The sequence below is a fragment of the Streptomyces sp. NPDC038707 genome (assembly GCF_040636485.1).
In the GTDB taxonomy this organism is placed as follows: Bacteria; Actinomycetota; Actinomycetes; order Streptomycetales; family Streptomycetaceae; genus Streptomyces.
In genome coordinates this window covers 175,072-197,167 of record NZ_JBEZUP010000015.1, presented here as the reverse complement: position 1 = coordinate 197,167, position 22,096 = coordinate 175,072, and the positions used below count along the sequence as shown (strand labels likewise).

Sequence of the window (22,096 nt, the reverse complement as noted above, 5' to 3'; positions counted from 1 at the left end):
TGGCGGCGGCCACGGCGGCGGTGGTGAGGACCTTCTTCGGGGAAGCGATGCGGCGGATGATGGAGACGGTCACGGAGTACCTCTTGCGTCGGGGACAGGGGGGTCGCTCGCATGGGTGGGCCACGGTGGGTGGTGGTCCGTTCATGTGTCGGCGCCGCGGCCCGCTGCGGGGCTCGTGGCGCCTGGCGACGTCATCCAGATAAGCAGCCCGGGAAGGTGCCCGCAATGACCCCTTTTACTAGTGGTGGCCGGATTCCTGAGGAGTGCTAAGTATGTGGCGTGGGTCTCATTCCGCAGGTCAGGCGGGGTGCGGAGTGGGGGCGAATCGGGCGGAACGCTCTACGGCGTCGGGTCGTAGGTGACGTGCGTCATGTGGGGTCCTTCACCGACTCGCTCACGCCACGCGCCCGGATCCGTGCGCCGGGTCACCGTCCGGGGCCCTCGAATGTGACCGCGGTCTCGAAGGCGGCCCGCCGGGTGGTGCGGCGCAGCGCCCGTCCGCGCGACGTTCAAGGAGACGACGGCGCACCGGCATGGACGTAGACATCGCCCTTGGCGATGTCATCGAACTCCTCGGCCGGTACGGCACGGAAACCGGCCAATCGCAGGATCCCGATCAACGCCCCCTGCATGAGGAGAATGACCTCACATAGAGACCGCCGGCGTGATCATCCTGGCTGTCGTCGACTTCCACCGTGGCACCGGGCCGTGCCGTCGCTCGGGGGCGCTCAACGTGTGCGGGAACCCCGGCGCGGTGCAGTTCGCCTCGGCTTCGGCTCGATTCCCGGGATCCCTGTACTTCAACGGGCCATCTCCTGATTCCCTCGCCGGCAGTGATTGCGTTGCATGTCCATACGTACAAGAGGAACGTCGAGCACGTCACCGGTTTCCTCGTCAAGGAGGACGACAGGCACTGCCGGCTCACCTCGCCTCGACGAAGCCGCCCGCGGAGTCGGCCACACAAGTCGTGGAGACAGCCGCGCACCACAAACGGCAGTACCGGCGGCCGAGGCGCCGACCGTTCTCTTCAGAATCAGAGCGGTCGCCCGCGGAGCCGCAGCTCGCCGACGCGTTGCACGAGCCGCGTACCTCCGAAGCGGAACCCCCGGGCCGGTTACGGCAGGCACCGGCCCCGCTGAGCCAGGAGGCGCAGGGTTCCCACTGCTGCTTCTACGGGGCCGGTGTAGCACTCACGTACCCCCTGGGACGTTTGGTACGCCGCATGTGCCTGGCCCTCCCGCAGAGAAGCCCTCTCGCATGAAGTGAAGTGGGGTCCGGTCGTCGCCGACCGGACCCCGTCCTTCGCTGTGAACCGCGCTTCTCGCGCCGTGTGCCGGTACCTACCAGCGGTACCAGCGTCCCTTGCGGCCCGTGCTGTCCGCGGACCGTACGACGAAGCCCAGGAGCCAGAGCACCAGCACGATCACCGCGATCCACCAGAGCGCCTTGAGCGCGAAACCCGCACCGAAGAGGATCAGGGCCAGCAGAAGAACCAGAAGCAGGGGAACCATCGTTATCAACCTCCTGGCCACCGGATGCCCTTACTTCACCTCTACAAGCACACAAAGTGCGAGTTAACTTCACGCGTTGACGGGGCATACGCATGCCGCGCACGGCCCCCCTTCCGGCAAGTTGCCGCACCACAGCGGCAACTTGCCGGTCACTCGTCAGGGATGACGATTCGGGTTTGCGTGCGGCGTGCGGGGTCATGCGCCAGCCAGAACGACCCACCGAAACAGAGGAGGGGTGACCATGACCGCCAGTCAGAAGGCGCGGGCCAAGGCCGAGCAGGCCGTCGGCAAGATCGCGCAGGCGGCCGGACGGGCCGCCGGGAACACGAAGCTGGTCGCCAAGGGCGAAGCCGCCGAGGCCGTGGGCAAGGCTCGCGAGCACAAGGAGTCGCTCAAGGAGGCCGGTCGCCGCTGACCGGTCCCACCCTGTGTCGGCAGACCGGACATCTGGTCTGCCGACACCGTGTTCTCGTCCCGTAGCGACGGTGGACGGGTCGTGGCGGCCCGGCCGGAGACCTTGGCGTCGGCACGGGGCCACCGGGCACGGCGCGTCGGTGTCGCGTGTCCGGTACGGATTCGGGGCATCCGGAGGACAGGAAGGAGGGCTGTCGGTTGATCACTTCCCGTAAGCCCACGCCCCGTAGAGATCTGCCCGGTACGGAGGCGGCCTCGGGCACCTTCGAGGTCGTCGTCGGTCTGGAGAAGGGCGCAGAGTGGCCGCCGGATGTCCTGCATGTTGCCCTTACCGCGTACGCCGACGAATCCGCTGCACTCCCCCGGATCCGAGGAGGCACGCGTGTCCTCCAGGTGACGACTCACCGGCACGCCGCCGGTCCGACAGGCAACCACATGATGACGCAGGGTCGTTGACGACTGGAGGACCAGATGGCCCGCATGGCCCGCATCGCCTTGCCCTCGCGCGCGGCCTCTCGCGGCCGCGCGCCCCGGACGAATCTCTTCGCCCGGTTCGGCCGCCGGGGCCGGACCGGGACGGGGGTACACCCGCCCGCGAGTGCCGGGAGGACCCCGCTGACGAAGGCAACCGGACACGACGGACTGTTCCCGAGGGTGTGGGCGCGGCGGTGGGCCGGCCCCGCATCGAGCGCAAGGTCGGGCAGGGCGGGGGCCGCCGAGGAGACGACGGTCCGCCGCTCCCGCCGCCGGCACGTGCTCCCGTTGCCGGTACGGATATTGGCGATGCTCTGTGCCTTCGTCTTCATGGTCGCCTTCGCCGTCGTACTGGCCAGGATCACCTTGGAGCCGTCCCCGGCCTCGGCTTCCCTCACGCACAGCAACCTGCACCCCGGCCGCTCTCTCCAGGCCTATCTGGACCAGCCCGATCTGCGGGACACCGTCAAGCAGATAGGCGGTAACCTCCTGCTGGGCGTGCCGTTCGGGGTGCTGCTGCCGGTGCTCACTCCGGGGGCCCGGGGATTCTGGCGGGTGATGCTCCTGACCGCTATGGTGATGCTGCTGGTCGAGATGGCCCAGGGCGCCCTGGTGACCGGACGGGTCTTCGACGTGGACGATGTCATCCTCAACACGTCCGGCGCGTTGGTCGGTTACCTGTTGGTGGGGCGCCGGCTCGGACGGGTGCACGATCGCCGCGAGGACGCCGCGTGACGCGAACGGCGGGGCGGAGCTGGCGGGCTCGGGCCGCAGGTGGCCGGTCCGGGCGGTGAAGAAGTGCCCGCGGTGGCGTCGGCGGTACGGGTTTCTGTGCGGGCGCGGTTGCGGCGGTGCTGCTCGTGTATCGGCGCGGACGCCCTGCTGTGGGCGTGCGGCTCCGTCGCCGGGGGGAGCGGGAGCCGGCGGCCGGATGCGGAGCCGACGGCGACGAGTCGGCTTCGGGCTGCTTGAGGGCCCGCTCCGGGCGGGGCGGACCCGTTCGCCCTTCGGATCGGCTTTGCTGTGCGGGAGTGGACGCCAGGCATCGGTAGTGTCTCGGACGGTGGCTCGTGGCGAGTGCGGTGCGGCCGGTTCGGTCAAGCCGACCGAACCGGCCGCACCGCGGCGGCGCCAAGCTCTGTGAGCGGCCCCTGACCGGCCGCCTGTCAGCGGACCATCACCTCCGGCACCCGCATGTCCCGTTCGTGCGGTTCCCTCGGGAACGGTGTGCGAGAGGGCTCAGCCACCGGGGACGGCCGTCGGCCACGGGCCTGGCGGGGTGGGGCGCAGGGCGAGGAGGGCGATGTCGTCGGTGCTGCCGGCGCCGAGGCTGAGGATCAGTTCGTCGCAGAAGATGTCGAGGGGTGCCTGGGCGAGGTCGGCGGTGTGCCGGCGCAGGCGGCTCAAGGCATCGCTGAGGGATTCTCCGGGGCGTTCGATCAGGCCGTCGGTGAACATGAGCAGGGTTGAGTGGGCCGGCAGCGGGTCGCGGGCAGTGGTTCTGGGGAGGGTGCTGTCGACGCCGATGAGAAGACCGGAGGCGGACTCGAGGTAGTGGGTGTCGCCGTTCGGACACGTCAGGAGCAGAGGGAGATGTCCGGCGGATGAGTGGCGCACTTCCCATGGGCCGTTGTGAGGGCCTTTCACGACGGCGTAGGCGCAGGTCGCGGTGGAGTGCGGGTACAGGGTGAGGGTCGCGAGATCGAGGCGGCGCAGTACTTCTGAGGGCCATTCCTGGCAGTCGACGGCGATGCCGCGGAGCATGTTGCGCAGTTGGCTCATCGTCACGGCGGCGTTCAGATCATGCCCGGCCACGTCTCCGATGACCAGGGCCGTGTCGCCGTCGGGCAGGGTGAAGGCGTCGAACCAGTCGCCGCCGACCTGGGCGGTGGTACTGGACGGGGCGTAGCGTGCGGTGATCTCCATGGACGGGATGTGCGGGAGGCGGGGCAGCAGGGAACGCTGAAGGCGCTCGGCCGCGGTACGGGTGTGCTGGTGCAGACGGGCGTTGTCGACGCTCAGCGAGATGCCTTTGACGAGGTCGGCGACGAGGAGCGCGTCCTGTTCGGTGAAGGGGTCGCCGTGGCCGGTACGTACGACGATCAGGGCGCCCAGCACCTCGCGCCGGGCCCGCAGTGGCGCCATGATCGTGCTGCTGGCGCCCAGTTGCTCGAACAGTCTCAACTGCCGGGCGTCCAGGGCGCTTTCTGCCTGGTCCGGTGAGGGAATGTCGGTGATCAGCAGGGGGCCGGCGCCGTTCAGTACCCGGGCCAGCGGTCCTCGCGCGTTCTCGGACACCGGGGGAAGCCTGCCGAGGTCCACGCCGGCGTTCAGTGCCCGGGGGTCGCGGTGGACGACGCAGACCCGTTCGGCGTCTCCGTGCTCGTCGAGCAGGTCGACCACGCACCAGGTGGCCATCTGCCGGGTGAGGACGTGGCACACCCGGCGCAGTCCCTCGCGCAAGTCGAGTGTGCTCGACAGCGCACTGATGGTGTCGGCCAGCAGGCTCAACCGCTCCCAGGACCGTGTCGCCTCGTCCCCGCCCGCCGGCGGCGCCGCTGCCGCGCCGGTGTGCAGCCGCACCGAGGGCCCGGGATCAGGGCGTGGCACCGGGCGGTCCTCCCCGGGAGCCGTCGCTCTGGGCATGAACTGGCCGACCCGCACCGTGCGGCCGTCCACCGCCTCCTGGCTCTGGACGTGCAGACGCACATGGACCAGGCTGCCGTCGCGGTGCAACGCCGGGAGCGGGATGGACCGGCCCATGATGCGGGACCGACCGGTCAGCCGCAGCGTGGTGAATCCAGCCCGATGACGCTCGCGCAGGTGTTCGGGAATCAGTACAGTCAACGGCCTGCCGATCAGCTCGTCGGTCTGCCAACCCAACAGGTCGGCCAGGGCGGCGTTGGCCGCGATGATCCGGCCGTCGTCGTCGGCCGCGACAGTCGGGACACTGCTGTCCTCCACGTCGCCGGCGTCCCACGGTGCCAGTTCGACGGAGGCCGCGTCCGACACGCCGGGCAGCAGCGTCCACGCGGTGGGCGGGCCTCCGGAGAGTTGAGTGACCAGCTGGTCGAGCACCCACTGGTAGTGGCTCCGCACGTGCGGCGCAGCCGGGAGGATGAGCAGGGACCCCAGCTGCGCCGCCGCGTCTCCTTGTTCGAGCACGTGCCGCAACGTGTCCACGGCTGGTGCGGCGTCCAACGGGAACGCGACGTCCAGGGTCACCGTGGCGCCGCCGGTGACCGTCTCCTCCAGCGCGGATGACACGCACGCGTTGATGACGTTGGCCACATCGCCGGCGACGAGCAGCTCGGGGACCGACACTCCAGCACGCTCCTCGACACGTGTGGTCAACATCAGTTCGCGCAGCAGCTCGTCACCGTGCTGCTGCGCCGCGCGGAACACGATGTAGGGCATGTCGACCAGTGTCACGACGGCGGTTCGGCCGCGCGTGGGCACGGACTCCCACCCGGACGTCGGCGGCGCCGGGGCCTTGGGCCACAGCTCGAACCAGACCGTCTTGCGGCCCTCCCAGATATGGGCTCCATGGCTGGAAGCCAGCTCCTCGACCACAGCAAGGCCCCGACCGACACCGGCATACGGTCTGGGGTCCCGCGGCACGAGCGGGCGGTCCGGCCGGTCGTCGCCGACTCGTACGCGCACTTGTCCCTCGTGCGACCCGACCCGCACCTCCACCTCGGTGCGCGCGTGCAGCACCGCGTTGGTCACCAGTTCGCTGGTCAGCAGCTCGGCGGTGTCCACCACCTCCGGCGCGACACCCTGCAACGCCGACCGCACGAACCGCCGGGCCAGCGGCGCACTGCGCGTCTCCGGAGGGAAACGCCGAATGAGAACTCCGGATGGACTAGAGCTATCCATAGCGCTATCAATCCCTCTGAGAAGCGAAAAACTAACCCGTCCGTGCAGTGTGATCCACCAGTGCGGGACATATCTCGCTCCTGGGATCACGGGTGAGGAGGTGAGTGACGTCAGGTCGTGGGCGCGTGGCTGGACACGGTGTCCTTGCGGGGTCGTGCACCATCTCATCAGGTCGGAGCCGCGCGAGTCTGCTCTGGCCCGCAGAGCTGATCAGGCACACGTGTCTCGGGGACCACGTCGGCGTCCCGCGACACATACTTCCGCAACGCGGAGGAACCGGGGACAGACGGCGGGGACGGTGGTCACCAGGTGACCGGGAGTGCCTCCACACCGTAGACGGTTGAACCTTGGCGGAAGCGGAGGGCCGTTTCCGGGACGGCGAGTCTGAGGGTGGGAAAGCGGCGGAGCAGGGCCGGCAGGGCGATCTTCAGTTCCAGTCGGGCCAGTTGCTGGCCGAGGCACTGGTGGACGCCGAAGCCGAAGGACAGCTGGGCGACCGGGCGGCGGCGGAGGTCGAGGTCGTCGGGGTGCTCGGGGACGAAGCCGGGGTCACGGTTCGCGGTCAGCGGAGAGAGCAATACGTGCTCGCCGGCGTCGATCCTGTTGCCGTTGAGGTCGATGTCGGCCACGGCCGTGCGCAGGAGCGGTGCCGGGATGGCGAGATGGCGCAGGAGTTCCTCCACGGCCGTCCCCGCCACTGTGGGGTCGTCACGGAGGGATGCGAGTTGCTCCGGATCGCGGAGCAGGGCCAGCACGCTCAGGGCAAGCATGGTCGCCGTGGTCTCGTGTCCCCCGACGAGGAGGGTGGTTCCGAATCCGATGAGTTCGTCGTCGGTGAGCTCGGCGCCGTACTCCCGTACCACCGTGCCCAGCACTCCCCTCCCGGGGGTGGCGCGGTTGCGGGTGACGATCTCCGCCATGGCCGCGTTCAGTTCGGCCGAGGCGGCCACCAGGCGGTCGGCGTCGGCCGTCCCGTCCATGATCACTTGGGAGCAGCGCTGGAACATGGACCGTGTCTCGTACGGGACGTCGAGCAGTTCGCAGATCGCCAGTGATGGGATGGGCAGGGCAAACGCCTCGACCAGGTCGGCGACGGGGCCGTGGTCCACCATGGCGTCGAGATGGTCGGAGACCATCGACTCGATCGCGGGCCGCAGTCGCTCGACCCGGCGGACGGTGAAGCTGCCGGTGAGCATGCGGCGGAGGCGGGTGTGATCCGGACCGCTGTACGCGGGCAGGAAGCCCGGGTGGTTGAACAGGGTACGCGGCAGCGTCGGGTCGATGCCGTTGCCCGTCACCAGGCGTTCGTCCGCGAAGGCGGCCCGGACGTCGTCGTACCTGGTGAGGACTACGGCTTCGATCTCGCCGTGCACCGGGTGGACGACGCGCAGCCGCTGCGGGCCGCCTTCGTCGCGCATGCGCAGGAGGTCCGGGGACGGGGCGAACGGGCAGGTCCCGTCCCGTTCGGAGGCTACGAAGGACGCTGGACGCCGATCGGGCATGCTGCATGCTCCTCAACTGTGTCGGTCCCGGGAACGCCGTGGTGTCGTGGTGGCCCGCGTCGGCCTATACGCGGTACCGGGTGGAGGTGTGGTGCCAGTCGTAGGCGCCGCGGACGGTGGTCTGCAGTGCCTCGGTGCAGTAGCGCCGCAGCAGGTCGCGTTCGGCCGGGTCGAGGCGGCTCGTGGCCGTGGCACCGAGAAGGGCGCGGTGGGCGCCGGTGAACAGTTGGAGGGCTTCGTCCTGGCGGCGAAGGACCTCCTGGATCGCTTCCGGCCGGGAGATCCCGTACTCCCGTTCCAGGCAGAGCACGAGGTTGTTCCGCTCCCCCAGAGCCGCGTCCTTGTCCAGGGAGACGATGTCGTTGTCGCAGATGATGAACGTCTTCGTCATCTCGCGCATGACCGACAGGTGCGGCAGCATGTACAGGCGGTCCGGGAGGACACACGAGGACAGGCGTTCGGCGAGATCGATGACCGGTGCCACGCCGATGGTGTGGCACCGGACGCGCAGATATGTGCCGAGAGACATGGGGGTTCCGGTCTGTCGGCTGATCGCCTCGTGGACATGGTGGTCGAGGTAGGAGGACCAGTGGGCCGCGGACCGCTGGATCCAGTCCGCGGGCATGTCCCGGCAGCTGCGTCGTCGCATGTCCGCGAAGGCACCGGCCAGGGGGAGCGGGGAGGCCTCACCGCCGATGCCCTCCTTGACGAGTCCGACGAGGTGGCGGACCCGGTCGGGCGACCGTCCCCACTGCTCGTCGAGTGCGTCGTCGAACAGGAAGTACCAGCTCTGCTGGTCGACCCCGAGGTCCAGTTCGTCTCCGGTCGCGTTCGGATAGAACATGGCCGCTATCAGCGGGAACTGGCCCTTGAGGTGATGGGTCTCCTCCTCTTCCGAAGACAGGAAGCCGAAGGACTTCGGCCAGGTGAGGTGGCGCTCGTGGGCGGCCCGGAAGTCCGCACTGATCCGGCGGGGGAAAGGGACGGGAGCCGGGGCCGGGGGCCCGGAACCGTCCTCGGACACGGACACGGACACGGGCCCGGGCACGGTCACCTCTGCCGTCGATGTCATGGTGGGGTGCACCTCCAGAATGGGGGCCGGTTCAGCGGGCCGGCCAGGGTGAGACGCGCATGGGCAGCGCGTTGGGCCGGATCAGCGCTTGGACAACCGGCCGGACCCGGCGCCCCGCGACCGGCCGCGGTCGCCACCGCGAGACGATCGAGCGGAGGACGACCAGCATCTCGGTCATCGCGAAGTGGTCGCCGATGCACTTCCGGTTGCCCAGCGCGAACGGGACGTAGGCGCCCGGTGGAAGATCCTTCTCGGTACGGCTGAGCCACCGGTCCGGATCGAAGCACAGAGGGTCCGGGAAGTACGCCGGGTCCCGGTGCATCGTCACCGCGCTGTAGATCAGCTCGGCCCCCTGCGGGAGCTCGACGCCGCGGACCCGCACGGGCTCCGACGCGCGCCGCATGAGCAGCCAGTTGGGCTGGTGCAGGCGCAGCACCTCCCGGAGGAACCGGTCGGTGAAGGGAAGCGTCGCGGCGTCGGGCAGGACATCCGCGGGCAGCGCGTCGCACTCGGCTTTGATCCGCTCGGTGATCTCCGGGCGCCTGCCGAGTTCGTGGAGCGCCCAGGACAGAGTGGTCGACGTGGTCTCGGCACCGGCCATGAGAAGGGACAGCAGCTCGTCGCGGGCCTCCGCGTCGGTCATTCCCCGCGGATTGCCGGGGGTGCCGGCGAACATGATCGACAGCAGGCCGCCGCGGTCGGCGGGGTCCTGGCGGGCCTGCCGGACGGCGGTGTCGGCGAGTTCGCGCAGCGCCGCGGCCGCGGACAGGTACTTGCGGTGTCCCAGCAAAGGTGAGGACGCGATCTGCGTGGGCAGGACAGTGCCCACGAAGACGCCGCGCATCACCGTGGTCAGGTGCTCCGCGACCCGCTCCCCCAACTCGGCCACGCCCTTGGCGCCGTCCGGGCGTCCGGTGCTGAACAGGGTCGCGACGAGCATGCCCGTCATCATCCGGCGCATCACCAGATCCATGGCGATCACCTCGCCCGGTTTCCAGGCCGACACCTGCCCTTCGGCGACGCCGGTCATCGTCCCGACGCACGCGGCGATGCTGTCACGGTGGAAAGCGGGCTGGAGGGCCCGCCGTTGTCGCCGGTGGACATCACGCTCGGACGTGATGATGCCGTTCCCGATGAAGGGCCGCGCGACGTCGAACAGCAGCCCTTTGCCGAACTTCCTGCCCTGCGTGACGAGGACGTCGTGGACGGCCTCCGGGGAGTTCAGGACGAACACCGGCCGACTCCCGAGGAATATCCTGACGATGTCGCCCTGTGCCCTGACCGATTGCAGGAAGTCCACCCGTCTGACGGCCAATTGCGGCAGGTGGCCGAGCAGGGGAAAGCGGCCCGGCGCAACGGGCGCCGCCGCGGGAGCGGTGGTGGTGCGCATGAGCATGGACCCCTCCGAAGTGAACTGGAAACGCAGGTGAGTCACCGGCATTCGGTTCCGGTGGGTTGCGCGGCGACGATGTCGGCCCAACTGTGCTGCGCGGCCGCGCGTCGGCGCATCAGTCATGTGACTGCGGGAGCGAGCCGGCCGATCACACCGAAGTGAGTCGAGCCGTAGGTCATGGCCCGGTGATTCAGGTCGCCGGCCGGTGTGTCCGTGGCCGTGCCGACCGCGTTCGACGCCGATTGAGACAGCGCCCCGGCCCTCTCGGCCTTGTGACGGCTGCTTGTTCCCGGCCGGCCGCAGAGGTAGTCACCGGTCCGCGGCGGGCGGCAGCGCGGAGGTGGGCGATGCCCGGGTCCATCGCGGCCTCCAGGTGGGTGGGCAACCGTGGCCAAGAGGATCAGCACGCCGCCCCGGACGCCGGTCGACAGGACCACGGCCTCTCGGTCCGTTCAGGCGGGATCTCCGCGTACAGCTCAGGCTCGGCGAGGTCGTCAGCGAGTTGAACTGCGGCCGGCAGACGTGCATGGACGCCGCGGCGGAGAACGGCGGCCTGATGCCTCGCCCCGGGAATGACCAGCCGGGGTGGCACCCTCTCCGGGTTCCCTGGGCGGAGAGCGCCGGTGGCGGAGCACAGGTGATGACCAGCGTCCCGGCCCGCGTGCGGGCCGGGACGCTGGGCGGGCCACAGCGGTGGTGGAGATGAGGGCAAGCTGCTGTGTTGTTGCTCCTCGAACAGGTGCGGACGGCACCGGCCGGCACGGACACCGGCGTGGTCCTGGCTTCCGGCACCGCGGTGCGTCCGGGCCGACGAAGGACTTGTCTGACGCGTCGACGCATCAGCAGGGAGGATCGCCGACTGTCACTCGGTGTGCAGGACGCGGGCGATGGTCTGCCGGCCCGCCGCACGCGCCGGCAGCACCGCACCCAGTGCGGCGATCGCCACCCCGGCCAGCACCAGCAGTGTCATCATCCCTGGGTGCCACACGTCCAGCATCCGGTCCGGGAAGGTGAGTTGGGCCGCGTGCTCGGTGATCGGAACAACCACATGGTACGCGGCGACGCCGAGCGGCAGTCCGAGGATCCCGCCGACCAGCCCGAGTCCGGCCATGGACACCACCATCATCACCGTGACCTGGCGTGGCGTCATGCCGATCGACTTGAGCATTCCGAGGTCGCGCCGGCGTTCCCGTGCGTTGAGTACGACGGTGTTGAACACGCCCATCGCCGCGACCAGGGTCAGCATCAGGGTCAGTGCGGAGGCGGAGCCGACGACGGCCACGGCGTCCGCGTTCAGCATGGTGTTCCTTGTCGGGTAGAGCCCCGGGTCGGCGGCTTGTACGGCTTTCGCGTAGGCGTTGAAGTCGGTGCCGTGGGTGAGGTGTACCCAGTACTGGTTGGCCTGCGCGTCCGGTGCCAGAGCGGTCACCGTCGACCAGTCCGCGCGCACCCGGTCCGCCGGGCCGGCCAGGATCTCCCCGACCAGGGTCACGCGCTCCTGGCGGCCGTCCGCCGTGGTGAGCGTGAAGGATTCACCGAGCCGTAGCCCCTGTTTGGCGAGGAATCTGCCGGAGGCCACCACTTCACCGGGTCCGCTCGTCCAGCGGCCCCGCGCCAGGCTGTCCGGGGCAGTGGCCGGCCCCCCGCGCACACCCTCGATCGCCACTCCTTCGCTCCGGCCGAGGATCCGTACGTTGATGAAGCCCACTGCGGCCACGTCTGAGACCTGCGGCAGAGAGCGCAGGAGATTCTGCGTCACGGCGTCGTCGTGCCGCGGAGCGGTCTGACCGAATCTGGCCTGCCCTCGCCAGACGGTCGACTGTGCATCGCCGTAGTCCTGTTCCGCGCGGCCGTAGGAGACCATGGTGGCCGACAGGCCGGTGGCAAAGGTCACCGTGGCCACGCCGAGCAGGACCGAGGCGACGGTGAGCAGCGCCCGTCCGGGCCGGGCGAGGGGCAGGCCCAGGCCCAGCGTCACCGGGCGCGGCAGGCGCACCCCGCTCAACCACCGGTGCACCGCCGGTCCCCGTCCGGCGTGCGGTGCGCCGCCCGCGCTCATCGCGCGTGCCGCGGACAGCCGGTGTGCGCGCAGGGCCGGGACCAGCGCGGCCAGCAGCACCGTCAGGGGCATGCCGAGTGCGGCGGTCGCGTACGCCCAGGGGCCGATCGTCGGGTGCACGGTCGCGGTGCCGAGCTGTGCGCCCTGGAAGACCTGGTGCAGCAGCGACGGCGCGACCACTCCCCCCAGGGCCGTGCCGGCCAGCGCGCCCGCCGTGGCGGGGGCGCAGACCATCACCAGGTAGACCGCGACGACCTGTCGGGGCGTGAAGCCCAGGGACTTGAGCACGCCGATGTGCCGGAAGCCGGAGACGACGGCGCCGCTGACCACGTTGCCCACGATCAGGACGGCCACCAGCAGGCCGAGGATACCGAAGGCCAGGAGGAACGGTATGTAGGCGTTGGGGTTGGCCGCGACCTGCGCCTTCAAGGTCAGGTACGACTGGTGGGCGACCAGCGCTCCGGAGGGCAGACCGGCGTTCACCGTCGAAGTTCCCTCGGTGATCTGACGGGTTGTCGCGGCTCGGTCGAACCGGTAGAGCATCTGGTACGTCGTGGGGTGCAGGGCCCTGATCTGCTGCGGGGAGACCCATGCCTGCGCAGTGCCGCTCACACTGGCGGCAAGGCCCACCACGGTCAGGGGCCGCTGTCCGGGCAGTCGGATCCGCTTGCCCAGCGGCGAGTGCGGCCCGTTCCCCAGCCCGGGCGCGTCCGGCAGCGCCAGCACGATCTGGCCCGGACCGGTGGACCAGTGCCCGGCGAACAGGTCCAGTCGGTCGACGTCGCCGTCGGGGTCCGCCCGCCCGACGACTGTCAGGGGGCCGGGCGCCATTCCGGGCATCTGGGACGCCGCGCTTTCCGGCATGTCGATCACGGCTTGCGGAAACGGCCCGGCGGAAGCCCGTACACCCGGACGTTCCGCGGTCCGTTCCAGCTCCGCGCCGGAGACCTTCGCCGCGTCGAAGGTGGCGACGACGTGTGCGCCGTGCGCCTGGCCGAAGATCCGGTCGAAGGGGCCGGACGCGACGTCGAGCAGGCCGAGGGCGACCACCAGGGCCGTGCTGGACACGAGGACCACCACGGCGATCACGGAAGTCTGCAGCCGGCGCCGGCGCACGGCCGCGCGGGAGGCCCGCCACACCGCGTTCATGCCGACCGCTCCAGGGTCCGCTCGCCGGTGATCCGGCCGTCCGCCATCATCACCAGGCGGCCGGCACAGCGGGCGGCCAGTGTCTGGTCGTGCGTCACCAGCAACAGCGTCTGTCCGAGTTCGTTGAGGTCGATGAGCAGGTCCATCACCTGCTCACCCGCGTGGCTGTCCAGCGCGCCGGTGGGTTCGTCCGCGAGCAGCAGCGCCGGGCGGTTCATCAGCGCGCGGGCCACCGCCGCTCGCTGGCGCTCGCCGCCGCTCAGCGCGGCGGGGTAGACGTTCCTGCGGTCGGCGATGCCGAGTTCGTCCAGCAGCTCCAGTGCCCGGCGCCGGGCCTGCCGGGTGGGCGTTCCGGTGAGCTGGGCGGCCAGGGCGACGTTGTCGATCGTGGGCAGGTCGTCGATGAGATTGAAGAACTGGAAGATCATGCCGATCCGGCGGCGCCGGAAGAGCGCCAGCCCTGTCTCGTTCTTCGCACCCAGGTCCTCGCCGTGCACGTGCACCTGCCCGGCGCTCGGCCGGTCCAGGCCGGCGATCATGTTGAGCAGGGTGGACTTGCCGCAGCCTGACGGTCCCATCACCGCGACCGCCTCCCCGGCGCCGATCTCCAGCGACACCCCGTTCAGGGCGACAGTGTCGCCGTACTCCTTGCGCAGGGCGCTCACCCGGACGACGCCCTGCTCGTGCACGGCGGCCTGACCGGCTTCCGCGGTCGTGCCGCAGTTGTCTTTGGTGGTCATGACAGGGACGGTAGGCGGCGTGGGCTTGCCGGGCGTCAGCCCCCGGAGGTATCCCGCGGCCGCGGTCATCCTGGCGATGTACGGGGTGGCCCCGGAGAGGGATGCTCACTCCTCGGCAGGCTGGCACGATGAACGACGTGTGGAGATCGGAGACGGGCCTGCTGCTCACCGCGCTCACGACCGTGAGCCTGGCGGTGACCGGGGGCGCCACCCTGCTGCTGGCGCGCGCTCACCGCCGCTACCGCAGGGTGCTGGAGGACCGGAGCTGGCTGCTGGAGCGCGAGCGGGAGGCTGCCGCCCGTACGGCGGTGGCGGCCGAACGTGCCCGTATCGCACGGGAGTTGCACGACATCGTCAGCCACAAGGTCAGTCTGATGGTCGTGCAGGCGACCGCGGCCCGCGAGGTGCTCGCCGCCCTGCCGGACGCGGCGGACACCGCGCTGCGGGCCGTAGAGGGTGCCGGACGCGAGGCGATGACCGAACTGCGGCACCTTCTGGGCCTGTTGGCACCGTCGGCGGACGGTGACGACGACCGGACCGGGCGGGACGGCGAGGGCACCCCCTCCGCACTCGCACCCCAGCCGAGCCTGAGTCAACTGGGCACCCTGGTCGACCGGATCGCCTTCGCCGGGCTCCCCGTCGAGGTGCGCATCTCCGGCGAACCGCGCCCGCTGCCGCCCGGCATCGACGTCACCGCCTACCGGGTCGTGCAGGAGGCACTGACCAACGCGCTCAAGCACGGCGACGGTGGCACGGCAACCGTGATGGTGCGCTATGCGGACCACAGTCTGCGGGTGGAGGTGCTCAACAGCGGACCGAGCGTCCTGTCCGCCGGTCCCCCGGGCACGGCAGCACGATCCGGTGGCCGTCAACGCCGGAACGACGGAGCGGGGCACGGCCTGATCGGTCTGCGTGAGCGCGTCGCTGTCTACGGGGGCCACTTCGACGCCCGACGCCGTGTCGGAGGCGGGTACCGGGTCCGCGCACGCATCCCCCTGGAGCGCCTGTGACCCGGCCCGCCGCCGACCGCCGCATCCCCGACCCCCACGCCCCGGACCGGACGTGGGACACCCAGGAGCCAGGACCGGACCCGGACAGGAAAACCGTTGCCCCGCGCGTGCTCATCGCCGACGACGAGGAACTCATCCGAACCGGCTTCCGCCTCATCCTCACCTCGCGCGGCATCGAGGTCGTCGGTGAGGCCGCGGACGGCGTACAAGCCGTCGCGGAAGCCGAACGGCTGCGCCCGGACGTCCTCCTGATGGACATCCGCATGCCCCGTATGGACGGCCTGGAAGCCGCCAAGCGCGTCCTGCGGCTGCTCCCACGCTGCCGGGTCCTCATGCTCACCACGTTCGACCTCGACCGCTACGTCTACGCGGCGCTCGCCGCCGGGGCGAGCGGCTTCCTGCTCAAGGACGTCACCGCCGCCCATCTCGCCGCAGCCGTGCGACTCGTGAACACGGGCGACGCGCTGCTCGCCCCCTCGATCACCCGCCGTCTGGTCGAACGCTGCGCGACCACCCACGAGGCCGGCCGAGCCGAGACGGGTCGCCGGCCCGCCACTGCGGCGTCCGTGGACCGCACACCCTCGCTCCACCGCGACCTCGCTCTGCTGACACCCCGCGAACGCGAGGTGCTGGTCCTCATGGGCCGGGGCCTGTCGAACACCGAACTCGCCGACACCCTCACCCTCAGCGAGGCCACCGTGAAGACCCACGTCGCCCGGATCTTCGCCAAGCTCGCCCTCCGCGACCGCGCCCAAGCCGTCATCTTCGCCTACGAGACGGGCCTGGTCGCCCCCGGCGGCGCCACCGCCGAATGACACCCCTCCCCCGGTCGCGGGCATCCGCGCCCGCCGAGACAGCCCGTGTCCGGTCAGGGGACCTCCGGCAACGCGCGCAGCGCCGCCTTGTCCGGCTTGCCGCTCGGTGCCACGGGCACCTCCGTGATGCTGACGACACGGGCCGGGGCGGCGGCCTCCCCCAGTTCCCGGGCCACCAGTTCGCGCATGGCGTCCGCGCCGGGTACGGCGCCGGGACGCGGGACCACGAAGGCGTGGATCGCCTCGCCGGTGCGGTCGTCCGGGACTCCGACGACGTATGCCTGGTCGATGTCCGGATGGGAGGCCAGGACCCGCTCTATGGGGCCCGCGTAGTGGACGACGGCGTTGACGATGACGATGTCGCGCGTGCGTCCGGACAGACGCAGATACCCCCGCGCGTCGAGCCGGCCGAGGTCCCGGGTGCGGACCCAGCCGTCCCGCAGGACTTCCGCGGTCTCCCGGGGGTCCTCCCAGTAGCCGCGGAAGGCGTCCGCCAGCCGGACCCACACCTCTCCCGTCCGGCCCTCGGGGAGCTCTCGTCCACCAGGATCCCGCACGGTCATCTCGACGGTGTCGAGTGGGCGCCCGACGCTGTCGGCGAGGCCGGGGTCGGCTGCCAGTTCCTCGGGTTCGAGGATGGTCAGCATGCCCGTCTCCGTCTGGCCGTAGGCGTGGTGGACCACCGGTCCGAGCAGCTCGGCCGCCTCGGTCAGCCGGTGCGGGGCGAGCGGGGAGCCGGCGACGACGAGGGCGCGCAGGCTGCTGGTGTCGACGACCCTGTCGCGGGCGGCGTCGAGGATGCCGTACAGGCGCGGCACCGTCGTCATGCAGGCGCTGATGCGGTGCTCGGCGAAGACCTCGGGGAACCGCAGGGGTTGGTCCGGGATGACGGCGGTGCCTCCGCCCAGCAGCGACAGACACACGTGTTCGAACATGACGGCGCTGCTGAGCGTGCCGAAGAGCAGGAAGCGCGCGTACCGTGCCGCGAGGCGCCGGGTGCGGTCGGTCCAGCGGCCGGGTTGCAGGGCCCAGCCCTCCGACAGGGCACCGTAGGTCACCATCGTGCCCTTGGGCCGGCCGGTGCTGCCGCTGGTGAGGTGGATGACGCCGGTGCCGTCGCGGTCGCCCCGGGCGGTGAGGTCCCCGGGGCCGGGCGTGACGGATGCCGGAAGCCGTGACAAGCCGCCGGTGTCCAGCAGCGGGATCTCGCCCGCTGCGGCGGCCGGTACCGGCCGGCCCGCTGCGTCGTCCGTCACCACGGCGCTGATTCCGCGGGCGAGGATGTCGCGCAGGTGCTCGCGGGTCAGCCCGGGACGCAGCGCCACCACCTGGCAGCCCACGACATGGGCGGCGACGCGGACGGCGAACGCCTCGGGTGTGACACCGGTGTCGAGGACCACGCGGGATCCGGCGGTCAGGCCCGCACCGCGCAGACCTCTCACGAACCCGGCGATCAGCGCGAGCACCTGCCCCCTGGTGACCGCGCGCCCCCGGTACTCGAAAGCGGGCAGGCCAGGAGCGTCGCGGAAGGCGTCGACGAGCGCTTGCGGAAAGACTTCACCGGGCTTTTCGTCCACTTCGTCTCCACTCTGGGCCGGTAACCGACGTAAAGGCGGTGTGAATGACCGGAAAACGCCCATGCCCGGCACATTCGGCACTCCGGCCCACCCGTCACGCCTTCACGTTAACGGAAGGAGGAAATGTGCCACCCCCAGTGCCGTGTGACCTAGATCACACGGCACTGGGGGTGGCTCCGTGCTTTAACCGTCAAGTACCGTCTTTCCCGCCCCCACGGAAGGCAGGAGAAGGTCATGTCTGATTCAGGACAGGTTGACTATCTCGTCATCGGCGGCGGTCCTGCGGGCCTCCAGGCCGGATACTTCCTCCAGAAAAGCGGCAGAGATTATCTCATCGTGGAAGAGAGCGACGCTCCCGGCGCTTTCTTCACCCGCTTCCCCAGACATCGGACGCTTATTTCCTCCAATAAGGTGCACACCGGCTGGAGCGACCCCGAGATGCGTCTGCGCGTCGACTGGAACTCCCTGCTCTCGGACGAAGGGCCGTTGTTCACCACTTACTCCCCGCGCTATTTCCCGCCGGCCGACGACATGGTCCGCTACCTGGCGGACTTCGCCCGGACCCACGAGTTACGCATCCGCCTCAACACCCGTGTCACCCGCATCTCGCGGCGCGACGACGGCTTGTTCGTGGCCACCGACGAGAATGGCAACGTTGTCCGGGCCCGGCGCGTCATCGTCGCCACCGGTGTCTCGCGGCCGTACGTGCCGCCCATCGAGGGCGCCGCGGAGGCCGAGCACTACGGCCAGGTGTCCGTCGACCCCGCCGAATTCACCGACAAGCGGGTACTGATCATCGGGCGGGGAAATTCCGCCTTCGAGACCGCCGACAACCTCATCGAGACCGCGGCCGTCATCCACGTAGCCGGACCCGGCTCGCTCAAGCTCGCCTGGCGGACGCATTTCGTCGGACACCTCAGGGCCGTGAACAACAACTTCCTGGACACCTACCAGCTCAAGTCCCAGAACGCCGTCCTGGACGGCGACATTCTCCGTATAGCACGGAAGCCCGATGGCACCTATGTCGTGAGTGTTAAATTTTCGCGCGTCGCGGAAGTGGTGAAGGACATCCCGTACGACCGGGTCATTCTGGCCACCGGATTCCGCTTCGACGCCTCGGTCTTCGACGACGACTGCCGTCCCGAGCTCGTCATCAAGGACCGCTTCCCGCGACTCACCGATGCCTGGGAATCCGTGAACGTGCCCGATCTGTATTTCGCCGGCACCATCACCCAGTCCCTGGACTTCAAGAAGTCGACCAGCGGATTCATCCACGGGTTCCGGTACGGCGTGAAGGCGCTGCACCGCATCCTCGAACGCCGCTACCACGACGAGGACTGGCCGCACACCGTCCTGCCCGCCGCCGCGGGCCCCGTGACCGACGCGGTCATCGAGCGGGTCAACCGGACCTCGGCCCTGTGGCAGTTGTTCGGCTTCCTCGGTGACGCGGTACTGGTCGGCACCGACGGAACGGTGCGCCACTGCGAGGAGGTCCCGGTGGCACACCTGCACCATGCCGCCGCCCGGGGCCAGTTCGGCGATCTGGCCTCCTACTTCACCGTCACGCTGGAGTACGGCGCCGACCACGACCAGGTCGATCCCTTCGACATCACCGTCAGCAGGACGCCCCAGCAGGACACCAGCGGCCTCGACGCGCGCTATCTGCACCCCGTGGTACGGCAGTTCCTGCCCGACGGCACCGGCAAGCCGGTCGCCGAGCACCACATCACGGAGAACCTGGAGAACGAGTGGGACCGCCCCGACGTCCATGTCGGTCCGCTGCGTTCCTTCTTCGCGTCCCGGCTGTCCGCAGGGGACGGCCTCCCGGCCGGCGCGGACATCGCCGCGCCCCGGGCATGACCGGCCCGCACGCCGCCCCGGCACGCGATCCGGCCGGGTCGGCACGCGAGAAGCTCAGCCCCGAGCACTACGACTACTTCGCCGGCGGCGCGGGCGAGGAGACGGCGCTGAGGGAGAACGAGGACGCATTCGGCCGGCTGGCCCTGCTCCCCCGGGTACTGCGCGGCGGTGGCGACCGCGACACCCGGGTGAGCGTACTGGGCCGGGACTGGGCGGCGCCGCTCTTCGTCTCGCCCACCGCCTTCCACCGCCTCGCCCACGTCGACGGCGAACCGGCCACCGCACGCGCCGCCGCCGCGGCCGGTGTCCCGCTGGTCACCGGCATGGCGGCCACCACCGCCGTCGCGGACGTCGTCGCCGCGGCCCGCGAGGCGGACCCGGAGGCCGTGGTCTGGTTCCAGCTGTATCTGCAACCGGAGCTGGAGGTCACCGCCGAGCTGGTACTCCGGGCCGAACGGGCGGGCTGCTCCGCCCTGGTCGTCACCGTCGACTCCCCCGTCTTCGGTACACGCACCCGGGACCTGCGCAACGGCTTCCACGACCTGCCGCCCGGTCTGGCGGCAGAGAACATGCGGAACCTGCCCGGTGCGGCACCCGGCACCACCCGCGACATCGCCATGTGGCCGGCCGGGTGGGACGACCTGGCCCGGCTGCGAGAGCTCACCGACCTGCCCCTCGTCCTCAAGGGCGTGCTGCACCCCGAGGACGCGCGTATCGCCGTCGATCGGGGCGTGGACGCGTTGGTCGTGTCCAATCACGGGGGACGGCAGCTCGATGCCGCTCCGGCATCGGTCGAGGCGCTCGCGGCCGTGGCCGAGGCCGTCGCCGGACGGGTGCCCGTCCTGATGGACGGGGGCGTGCGCCGGGGCACCGACATCGCCCTGGCCCTCGCCCTCGGAGCCCGGGCCGTCGGTGTGGGCAGGCCCGTGCTGTGGGCCCTGGCCACGGGCGGCGAGGACGGTGTACGGGAGGCGCTGACGGCACTGCGCGAGGACTTCGAGCAGGTGCTCGCCCTCTGCGGCGGGCGCCGGCCACAGGACCTCACGCCCGACCAGGTGGTCCCGCGCGGGCTGCCGTACCCGCCGTACGGTCCGGCGGCCGGACAGGAGACCCTGCGCCACCCTCCGTACCGGCCCCGGAGAGGAGAACACACATGGTGAGCAGGCGAACGGCGGCGGTACTGGCAGCGGGCGGGACGCTGCTGCTGTCGTCCCCGGCCTGGCTGCCCGCCAAGGTCGTCGCCCTCCGCACGAAGGTCTTCGCCCGCGTCAACGGCGACGAAGGGATGCTCCTGCCCAACGCCACGTTCGGTCCCGACCGTTTCCAGGAGATCTACGGCCACCCGTCCGCCGGGGGCCGCAGCAAGGGCGCGGCACTGTCCGACCTGTTCTGGTACTGGCTCGCACCCGGCGCCGACGTCCACCAGGAGCACCTGGAGACCGGACCCCGCTACGACGAGGTCGCCCGCCGGACGCTCGCGTTCCTCTCCGGCCCGTCGGCACAGCTGTACGAAGCCGCCGCACGGCACACCCGGCAGGCCCTGGACGCGGCGGACACCGGCCGGGTGCGCGCCGTACGGCTGCGCGATCTGATGATGCCGGTGTGGGCCGAGTTCTTCTACGGGCTGGTCTTCGGGGAGCCCTGCCCGGCCGAGGCCCGGCAGCTGATCGTCGCCCACGCCGAGGACGTCGTCAACGCCCTCAAATGCACCCGTCCGCGCCACATGCGCCGAAGGTCCCGGCTCACCCGCTACCTTGTGCGCCGCCTGGCGGCCGGAGACGTACCGCACGTGCTGCCCGCCGGCCTGACCCGCCGCCAGCAGGCCCACTACCTCCAGGGCACCTTCTTCAACACCGCCGTCGTGCAGATGTCCGAGGCGATGGCCCACCTCCTGCTGGCTCTGGCCCGGCATCCGGACGTGCAGGAGCGGGTGGCAGCCACTCCCGACGACGACCGCTACCTGACCCAGGTCATGAACGAGACCTTCCGTCTCTACCCGCTGTTCGGAGTGGCCCACCGGATCACCACCGCGGACATCACCCTCGACGGCCTGCCCACCATCCCGGCGGGCTCCGTCCTGACCTTCAGCTACCCCGACTACCACGCCACCGGCTACACCGACCCCGACCGCTTCGACCCCGGACGCTGGGCGGCGCGCTCCGCGAAGGACGCCCACCACATCCCCTTCGGAGTCGCCGCCAACCGGCCCTGCCCCGCCTGGCGCCTCGCACCGGTCGTCATGCGTGCCGCGACCCGCGAGGTACTGGCCCGGTACGTACTCGACTCCCCCGTCGGCCACACCCGCTCCATCCCGCACCGCGCTCCGTGTCTGCTCCTTCCCCGGGACCGGCCGGTCCCGGACCGTCTGCGACGCGTCCTGCGCACGGCACTGACCGCCCGCGACCGCGCCGAGGACGTCGGACGCAGCCTGCTCCAACTCCTCTTCGGCACCTGGATGGTGATCGAAGCCCGCCGCACCAGGCCCGCCGCGACGTACTTCGCCCGGCACGACACCGAGGGCCGGCCGCTGGAAGGCCCTCACGCCCCGCCCGGTCACCCGGCGGGGCCTGGACAGGCCGCGGCCGGCTGCCCGTACACCGGCGCCGGTGCCTGACAGCGGCAACACCCCCCATACGCCTCC

Annotated in this window: 16 protein-coding genes; 7 read left to right on the top strand and 9 right to left on the bottom strand. The window is 70.7% G+C overall.

Annotated features, from left to right (window positions below):
• Positions 1-509 precede the first annotated feature (509 nt).
• Together AB0E62_RS22210 and AB0E62_RS22205 are read right to left on the bottom strand one after the other, a co-directional pair.
• Positions 510-632, bottom strand: a complete 123-nt coding sequence (locus AB0E62_RS22210; protein ID WP_362196266.1) for a hypothetical protein — start codon at positions 630-632, stop codon at positions 510-512.
• Between the two features lie 708 nt (positions 633-1,340).
• On the bottom strand, positions 1,341-1,511 hold the full coding sequence (locus AB0E62_RS22205) for a DUF5670 family protein (RefSeq protein WP_030775946.1): 171 nt from the start codon (positions 1,509-1,511) through the stop codon (positions 1,341-1,343).
• 241 nt (positions 1,512-1,752) lie between these two features.
• Between AB0E62_RS22205 and AB0E62_RS22200 the strand changes: the two genes are divergently transcribed.
• Positions 1,753-1,926, top strand: coding sequence for a CsbD family protein (locus AB0E62_RS22200; protein ID WP_362196263.1), 174 nt, complete (start codon positions 1,753-1,755; stop codon positions 1,924-1,926).
• Positions 1,927-2,678: 752 nt separating this feature from the next.
• Complete coding sequence (locus AB0E62_RS22195) at positions 2,679-3,134, top strand: VanZ family protein (protein WP_362196260.1); 456 nt, start codon at positions 2,679-2,681, stop codon at positions 3,132-3,134.
• A gap of 504 nt (positions 3,135-3,638) precedes the next feature.
• Here the strand turns inward: AB0E62_RS22195 and AB0E62_RS22190 are convergent.
• From AB0E62_RS22190 to AB0E62_RS22165, 6 genes are all read right to left on the bottom strand, one after another.
• The gene (locus AB0E62_RS22190) at positions 3,639-6,278 is read right to left on the bottom strand and encodes a SpoIIE family protein phosphatase (RefSeq protein ID WP_362196257.1); all 2,640 of its coding nucleotides are present in this window, start codon (positions 6,276-6,278) and stop codon (positions 3,639-3,641) included.
• A 302-nt stretch (positions 6,279-6,580) separates the two neighbouring features.
• Entirely contained in the window at positions 6,581-7,780 is a 1,200-nt protein-coding gene (locus AB0E62_RS22185; RefSeq protein ID WP_362196254.1) for a cytochrome P450, read from the bottom strand.
• 64 nt (positions 7,781-7,844) lie between these two features.
• Positions 7,845-8,852, bottom strand: coding sequence for a pentalenene synthase (locus tag AB0E62_RS22180; RefSeq protein WP_362196251.1), 1,008 nt, complete (start codon positions 8,850-8,852; stop codon positions 7,845-7,847).
• A 31-nt stretch (positions 8,853-8,883) separates the two neighbouring features.
• A complete protein-coding gene (locus tag AB0E62_RS22175) occupies positions 8,884-10,242 on the bottom strand; it encodes a cytochrome P450 (RefSeq protein WP_362196248.1) in 1,359 nt (452 codons plus the stop codon).
• Between the two features lie 865 nt (positions 10,243-11,107).
• The gene (locus tag AB0E62_RS22170) at positions 11,108-13,453 is read right to left on the bottom strand and encodes an ABC transporter permease (protein ID WP_362196245.1); all 2,346 of its coding nucleotides are present in this window, start codon (positions 13,451-13,453) and stop codon (positions 11,108-11,110) included.
• Positions 13,450-14,193 carry an ABC transporter ATP-binding protein gene (locus AB0E62_RS22165; protein WP_362196242.1) on the bottom strand — a complete coding sequence of 248 codons (744 nt, stop codon included), beginning with the start codon at positions 14,191-14,193 and terminating at the stop codon, positions 13,450-13,452. The genes AB0E62_RS22170 and AB0E62_RS22165 overlap by 4 nt, the downstream gene beginning before the upstream one ends.
• 128 nt (positions 14,194-14,321) lie before the next feature.
• Between AB0E62_RS22165 and AB0E62_RS22160 the strand changes: the two genes are divergently transcribed.
• Both AB0E62_RS22160 and AB0E62_RS22155 read left to right on the top strand, forming a co-directional pair.
• Positions 14,322-15,203: a histidine kinase gene (locus AB0E62_RS22160; protein ID WP_362196239.1), complete on the top strand. Its 882-nt coding sequence runs from the start codon at positions 14,322-14,324 to the stop codon at positions 15,201-15,203.
• Between the two features lie 107 nt (positions 15,204-15,310).
• Entirely contained in the window at positions 15,311-16,018 is a 708-nt protein-coding gene (locus tag AB0E62_RS22155) for a response regulator transcription factor (RefSeq protein WP_362196305.1), read from the top strand.
• A 53-nt stretch (positions 16,019-16,071) separates the two neighbouring features.
• Here AB0E62_RS22155 and AB0E62_RS22150 read toward each other — a convergent pair whose 3' ends face one another.
• A complete protein-coding gene (locus tag AB0E62_RS22150) occupies positions 16,072-17,595 on the bottom strand; it encodes a fatty acid--CoA ligase family protein (protein WP_362196236.1) in 1,524 nt (507 codons plus the stop codon).
• A 234-nt stretch (positions 17,596-17,829) separates the two neighbouring features.
• On the opposite strand from AB0E62_RS22150, the gene AB0E62_RS22145 reads away from it, so the two are divergent.
• The 3 genes from AB0E62_RS22145 to AB0E62_RS22135 are packed head-to-tail and all read left to right on the top strand — an operon-like array spanning position 17,830 to position 22,069.
• Positions 17,830-19,455, top strand: a complete 1,626-nt coding sequence (locus AB0E62_RS22145; RefSeq protein ID WP_362196233.1) for an NAD(P)-binding domain-containing protein — start codon at positions 17,830-17,832, stop codon at positions 19,453-19,455.
• Positions 19,452-20,615: an alpha-hydroxy acid oxidase gene (locus tag AB0E62_RS22140; protein WP_362196230.1), complete on the top strand. Its 1,164-nt coding sequence runs from the start codon at positions 19,452-19,454 to the stop codon at positions 20,613-20,615. Before AB0E62_RS22145 ends, AB0E62_RS22140 begins: the two co-directional genes overlap by 4 nt.
• Positions 20,609-22,069 carry a cytochrome P450 gene (locus AB0E62_RS22135; protein ID WP_362196227.1) on the top strand — a complete coding sequence of 487 codons (1,461 nt, stop codon included), beginning with the start codon at positions 20,609-20,611 and terminating at the stop codon, positions 22,067-22,069. Before AB0E62_RS22140 ends, AB0E62_RS22135 begins: the two co-directional genes overlap by 7 nt.
• Positions 22,070-22,096: the final 27 nt, after the last annotated feature.